Annotated in this window: 5 protein-coding genes; all 5 read left to right on the top strand. The window is 32.8% G+C overall.

What is annotated here, in order from left to right:
• The first annotated feature begins 21 nt into the window (after positions 1-21).
• Positions 22-1,239, top strand: a complete 1,218-nt coding sequence (locus tag B2Y85_RS07100; protein WP_372519786.1) for a phosphopentomutase — start codon at positions 22-24, stop codon at positions 1,237-1,239.
• Positions 1,240-1,628: 389 nt separating this feature from the next.
• Positions 1,629-2,444, top strand: coding sequence for a purine-nucleoside phosphorylase (locus tag B2Y85_RS07095; RefSeq protein ID WP_372519785.1), 816 nt, complete (start codon positions 1,629-1,631; stop codon positions 2,442-2,444).
• Positions 2,444-3,745: a thymidine phosphorylase gene (locus B2Y85_RS07090; RefSeq protein WP_372519784.1), complete on the top strand. Its 1,302-nt coding sequence runs from the start codon at positions 2,444-2,446 to the stop codon at positions 3,743-3,745. Before B2Y85_RS07095 ends, B2Y85_RS07090 begins: the two co-directional genes overlap by 1 nt.
• Before the next feature lie 11 nt (positions 3,746-3,756).
• Positions 3,757-5,730 (top strand): single-stranded-DNA-specific exonuclease RecJ, encoded by a 1,974-nt coding sequence (recJ, locus tag B2Y85_RS07085; protein WP_372519783.1) that lies wholly within the window; start codon positions 3,757-3,759, stop codon positions 5,728-5,730.
• 66 nt (positions 5,731-5,796) lie between these two features.
• Positions 5,797-6,681, top strand: a complete 885-nt coding sequence (gene mtnP / locus B2Y85_RS07080) for an S-methyl-5'-thioadenosine phosphorylase (RefSeq protein WP_372519782.1) — start codon at positions 5,797-5,799, stop codon at positions 6,679-6,681.
• The last annotated feature ends 3 nt before the right edge of the window (positions 6,682-6,684 follow it).

The following is a 6,684-nucleotide window of genomic DNA, read 5'->3' as shown; positions in this document are numbered from 1 at the left end:
TAAATTATAAATAGTCTTATCATGGTAAACATTAACAGAATAATTCTTATAGTATTAGATAGTGTCGGGGCGGGAGAACTTCCCGATGCTGCAAAGTATGGTGATGTTGGTACAAACACATTGAAACACATTTTTGAACAAAAAGATGAAAATTTTGTTCTTGAAAATATGGGTAAACTCGGGTTATACAACATAGTCCCTTCTCCTTATGGTTATAATCCCGAAAATATAGTCGGTTGTTACGGTAAAATGGCTACATTGTCACCTGCAAAAGATACGACCGCAGGTCATTGGGAACTTTCCGGTATTGTTTTAGATAAACCTTTTCCTACTTATCCTAACGGATTTCCTAAAGATTTAATAGAAGAATTCGAAAAACAAATCGGAACAAAAATTTTAGGTAATTGTGTTGCTTCCGGAACGGAAATAATAAAACGTTTAGGACAAGAACATTACAAAACAGGATATCCTATTGTTTATACATCGGCAGATTCCGTTTTTCAAATTGCTGCAGCCGAAGATGGTGAAAAATTCGGCGGACTTACAAGACTTTACGAAATATGCGAAATTGCAAGAAATTTATTGCAAGGGGAACATGCTGTCGGCAGGGTTATAGCAAGACCTTTTATTCGTATGGAAGACGGAACACTTAAAAGAACTACCAACAGAAAAGATTATTCGTTAACACCTCCTCAAACAACAGTATTGGACAAAATTAAAAATGTTGGCGGAAATGTTGTCGCTATAGGTAAAATAAAAGATATATTCAATAATAAAGGGATAGTTACTTCTTACCATACTGTAGGAAATCCGCACGGAATTCAACTTACTATAGATTCTGTAAAAGATATTGAAAATACGGATAATAAAAAATTTAATAAACAATTAATTTTTACAAATTTGGTTGATTTTGATATGCTTTGGGGACATAGAAGAAATGTTATTGCTTATGCTCAAGCTTTGGATTTTTTTGACGGAAAACTTCCCGAGATAATACGTTCAATGAAAGAAACGGACTTGTTGATAATTACCGCAGATCACGGATGTGACCCTACATGCACAAAACATACGGATCATACGAGAGAATATGTTCCTTTAATGGTTTACGGTAAAAAAATAAAACAAAATATAAATTTGGGAACAAGAAAATCGTTATCGGATGTTGCTCAAACTATAGCCGACATTTTTGAATTGGAACCGATGAAAAACGGCACAAGTTTCAAGAACGAAATAATATAGTTTTTTTTATTTTAGCGAAGCGACTTCATCTTTTGAATTACAACTTTGTATTTTGCTCAATCGAATACCAATCGCTATCGCTTTTATTTTACGTACACTTCATTCGTCAAATACTTCGTTCTAATTCAAAATCTTAAAAGTCTTTGAGTGTCAAGAAAAAGAAAAAAATATTCCAAAATTGGTAATTACTAATTTCTAATTGTCTTTGTTTTTCCGCCGTTGCCGTTCCCATCCCTCCATACTTCCATCCCTCTATACCTCAAAATTGCCGAAGGCAATTTTTCACCCCATAACCCTTTCACCTAATAACCTAAAAATTTGTGACACAAATTTTTAATTATGCTATAATTATTGGTAGTAAATCTAAATAAAAATTTGTTATAAAATTTATGTTATTAAATCAACTGCAAAAAACTAAAAATTTTATAAGAAAGAAAATAAAAACTAATCCCAAAATTGCTTTAATTTTAGGATCCGGATTAGGCAATATTCAAAACCAACTAAAAAATTCAATAAGCATACCTTACAATAAGATTCCTTACTTTAAACAATCAACGGTTAAAGGACATAACGGTCAATTAATTTTCGGTAAACTTAATTCCGTTGATGTTATGGTAATGAGCGGCAGATTTCATTACTACGAAGGTTATACCATGCAGGATATAACATATCCCGTAAGACTTATGAAACTTTTGGGAATAGAAAAATTGATTATAACTTGTGCGGTTGGCGCAATCAACAAAAAATATAATTTGGGTGATATAGTTGTTGTAAAAGATCATATAAATTTTATGGGTAACAATCCTTTGATAGGAAAACATTACGATGAGTTCGGCGATAGATTTCCGGATATGACAAACATATATGATAACAATGCAATAGATAAAATATTAAAAATAGCAAAAAACAAGAAAATATCCGTTCACAAAGGAATATATTTTGCCGTCAGCGGACCTTCGTATGAAACTCCTGCGGAAATTAATGCTTACGGAAAGTTAGGCGGAGATGTTGTGGGAATGTCTTTAGTTCCCGAAGCAATAGTTGCAAATCAAATGGGTATTAAAGTGTCTGCTTTAACTTATGCGTCAAATAAAGCAAGCGGACTATCAAAAAAAAGTTTAACACATGAAGAGGTTTTACAGGCAGGCAAAAAAGCTGCTGTTTCAATGGAGAAAATAATAACAAGTTTTGTAAAGGAACTTTAATGAGAGCTTATGATGTAATTTACAAAAAAAGAAACGGACAAAAGTTATCAAAAGAAGAAATATCTTTTATGATAGACGGATATATTAACCGTGAAATTGCAGACTATCAAATGTCTGCTTTTTTGATGTCCGTTTATTTTCAAAATCTTGATGACGAAGAAACTTTTTATCTTACAAAGGCAATGGCAAATTCCGGCGAAATTTTGGATTTAAGTTTTTTGGACGGACCTACGGCGGATAAACATTCCACAGGCGGAGTAGGAGACGGGACATCATTGCTTATAGCTCCGATACTTGCAAGTTGCGATATTTATGTTCCTATGATGTCGGGAAGAGCATTGGGACATACCGGCGGAACACTTGATAAATTGGAATCTATTCCCGGATTTAATGTTAATCTTGATATAAAAGAATTTATTTCCGTGCTAAAACAAAATAAGTTTGCAATGATAGGTCAAACAAAAGAAGTTGCACCGGTAGACAAAAGAACATATGCATTAAGAGATGTTACGGCAACCGTGGAATCTATACCGTTAATTTGTTCGAGTATAATGTCAAAAAAAATTGCGGAAGGTGCACAAAATATATTGCTTGACGTAAAAACAGGTAATGCGGCTTTTATACAAGAATATGAAAAATCTAAAATGTTGGCAGAAAAGATGGTTAGTGTAGGAAAAAAGTTCGGAAGAAATATGACCGCAGTTATTACCGATATGGATGAACCGTTGGGAACTGCCGTAGGTAACAGTTTGGAAGTTATACAAACAATAGAAGCACTGAAAAATAAAACAGATAATGATTTCGTTCAGCTAAGTATAGATTTGGCTGCTTTTTCTATTTTGCAGGTAGGATTAACAAAAACTTTCGAGCAGGCACAAAGTTTAGCTAAAGGAAAAATTACTTCGGGGCAAGCATTAAATAAATTTATAAAAATGATAGAATTACAGAAAGGAAATACAAAGGTTGTAGATGATTATTCCGTTTTCGGTAAAGCAAAAAATGTTTCTTATATAAAAGCTAAAGAAAACGGTTATTTAAAATTTATAAATACAAGGAATATAGGAATAGCTTCTTGCCTGTTGGGTGCCGGAAGATTAAAAGTTGAAGATAAAATAGATTTTGTGAGCGGTATAATTATTCATAAAAAATCGGGCGATTTTGTTAATAAAAACGATGTGATATTCGAGTTGCATCATAATAAAACAGATGTTGATAACACAGTTGAACTTTTGAATTCTTCATACAATGTAAGTGATGAAAAAACAGAACAAAATAAAAAAATTAAATATATAGTAAATTAAAAGGAGAAAAATTGCAAAAGAACAAATGGATACTTCAGGATATAGATAAAGAATATTTACATACTTTACAACAAGAATTGAACTTGCCGGAAGTTGTTTTGAAAGTATTATTGGCAAGAGGTGTTAAATCTCCTTGCGAAATAAAAGATTTTATTTTTCCTAAAAAAGAAGAGTTGTTTAACCCGTATCTTCTCGGTGATATGTATAAAGCCGTAACGAGAATAAAACAAGCTATAGAAAATAAAGAAAAAATTCTTATATATGCCGACAGAGATGTTGACGGTATTACATCTTTGGCCGTATTGTATAACACGATTTTTACTTTAGGCGGAGATGTTGTTTGGTATATCCCTTCCGATGAAGGTTATGGCCTGTCTTGCAGTGTGTTGGATAAATATAAAACCGAAAATGTAAAACTTATAATAACGGTGGATTGCGGGATATCTGCCGTTGCGGAAATAGATTATGCAAACAGTTTGGGAATGGAAGTTGTGGTTACCGATCATCATGAACCGCCGCAAGACGGATTACCTAAAGCGTGTTGTGTAGTCGATCCCAAAGTTGTTACATGCAATTATCCTTTTAAAGAACTTGCCGGTTGCGGGGTATCTTTTAAAGTTTCGCAAGCATTAATGCAAACATACGGAAAATATTTCGACAAAGAAATTGCGATTTTAGCCGTTAAGAATGAACGAATATATCTAATAGTTCTTGTTAACGATGTAATTGTTAAAGAAAAAGAACTTTTAAATAAAACCGATTTAACAAAATTTTCAAAAATTGTTACAAATTCAAAAAAGTATGTTGAAGATACGGAAAATAAAGATATTGAAATAATAGAAATTGAAGAAGATAAAGATATAAAACAAGTTGCTTATGATATTTTGAAACGGTACAGAAACAAATGTTTTGACGATGACGGAAGAATGTTGGAGTTTTTTGAAAACAACATTGATTTGGTTGCATTGGGAACTGTCGCCGATATAGTTCCTCTTACAAACGAAAACAGAATATTGGTTAAAAGCGGTTTGTCGATACTTAATGATAATTATTCAAAAAGATTAGGGTTGGGATACATATTTGAAGAATATTTAAAAAACAGTCCTGTATCGGCAAAAGCAATATCTTGGAAAATAGCACCCATTTTAAATGCAGCCGGAAGAATGGGTAAGGCTTCGGTTGCGGCTAATCTTATTCTTGCCGATGATAACTATAATGCAAATAATTTTTTTGTGGAACTGAAAAAACTGAATAATGATAGAAAAGAATTGCAAAATGAAAATATAAAACAATTTAATGTTTTGTTGAAACAGCAATGTGATACGGAAAATGATAATATTCTCGTTGTTTCCGCTAAAAATTTAATGCATGGAGTTACCGGTATAGTTGCTTCGCAAATGGTAAAATTGTACGGAAAGCCCGTAATTTTGTTTATAGAAGATTTACAAAAAGGGGAAGCAACGGGTGCGTGCCGTTCAATAGACGGGTTTGATATTGTCGGTGCATTGGATAAAACAAAAGATTTACTTATTAAATTCGGAGGACATAATCAAGCAGCGGGATTAACTATAGAAAATAGTAAAATAGACGAGTTTAGAAAAAGAATAAAAAAAATAGCAAAAGATTATATTTCAACCGAAATGGTTGCAAAGAAAATAAATGTGGATTGTGAACTTAAAATTACGGAAGTGAACAAAAGAACATACAACGATTTGACACTTTTGGAACCGTTTGGTGCATCGAATTCCGTTCCTATTTTTATGTTAAGAAATGTAGGCTTTGAAGAAATTTCCGTTATAGGGCAAACTCAAGAACATTTAAAATTAAAAGTTTGTAAAGATGGAATGAGTATACCGGCCGTTTTTTGGGGTGCGGCAAAGTATATAGACGATTTCGGCTATAAACAAAAATACGATATTTTATTTAATATGGATTTTAACAGGGATGCTGTTCAGTTGATAATAATGGATGTAAAAATTGTTTAGAAACGGTTGAAGTTTTTAATATAATGCACTAAAATTTAAGTATAAATAATAAGTTTAGGGGGGAAAATGGCAAAACAAATCGAACCTGTAAAAATTGCAGTAATCGGCGGTAGCGGAATAAGTGAAATAAGCGGAATTGAAAATGTGAAAGATTTTGAAATAGATACACCGTTCGGAAAACCGTCGGCACCGATAACTATAGGAACCGTTGACGATGTTAGAGTTGCTTTTTTACCCAGACATGGTAAAGGTCACACTATTTTGCCTTCCGAAATAAATGTAAGAGCAAATATATATGCTTTAAAATCTTTGGGCGTAGAACAGATAATAGCATTAACGGCAGTAGGTTCTTTGCAAGATAAAATAAAACCTAAAGATTTTGTTATTCCGGAACAAATTTTCGACAGAACAAAAAACAGAGTTAATACTTTTTTCGGTAACGGTATAGTTGCACATGTAAGTTTTGCCGATCCTTTTTGTAACGATTTAAGAGATATTGTTCATAAAGCGGTTACCGAACTTGGAATAGAACATCATTTCAGTAACACAACTTATGTTTGTATAGAAGGTCCTCAATTTTCAACAAGAGCGGAATCTAAAGTGAACAGAGCAAACGGATTTTCAATTGTAGGAATGACTGCAATTCCCGAAGCCAAACTTGCCAGAGAAGCTGAAATTTGTTATGCAAATGTTTCTTTGGTTACGGATTACGATGTGTTAAAAATAGGTGAAGAAGTTGATGTTGAGAAAGTGTTGGAAGTTATGGAAGCAAATGCAAATACATGTAAAAAACTTATCAAAAATCTCATACCGAAAATGGCAAAAAGAGAACTTAAATGCAATTGTCAACATGCTTTAAAAGATGCCGTTCAGTCTGCGCCGGAAACGGTAACGAAAGCTCCGGCATACAAAGATCTAAGTTTGTTTTTAGATAAATATTTTAAGAAATAATTC

The organism is Candidatus Ruminimicrobiellum ovillum (assembly GCF_002392975.1).
Taxonomy (GTDB): Bacteria; Elusimicrobiota; Endomicrobiia; order Endomicrobiales; family Endomicrobiaceae; genus Ruminimicrobiellum; species Ruminimicrobiellum ovillum.
The sequence above is the reverse complement of the archived record's forward strand: the minus strand, read 5'-3'. Positions and strand labels throughout refer to the sequence as shown.

Excerpts from the sequence above, each read along its gene's own strand:
- B2Y85_RS07100 (WP_372519786.1), top strand. The coding sequence starts at position 22 with ATGGTAAACATTAACAGAATAATTCTTATAGTATTAGATAGTGTCGGG.
- B2Y85_RS07090 (WP_372519784.1), top strand. The coding sequence starts at position 2,444 with ATGAGAGCTTATGATGTAATTTACAAAAAAAGAAACGGACAAAAGTTA.
- B2Y85_RS07095 (WP_372519785.1), top strand. The coding sequence starts at position 1,629 with ATGTTATTAAATCAACTGCAAAAAACTAAAAATTTTATAAGAAAGAAA.
- mtnP (WP_372519782.1), top strand. The coding sequence starts at position 5,797 with ATGGCAAAACAAATCGAACCTGTAAAAATTGCAGTAATCGGCGGTAGC.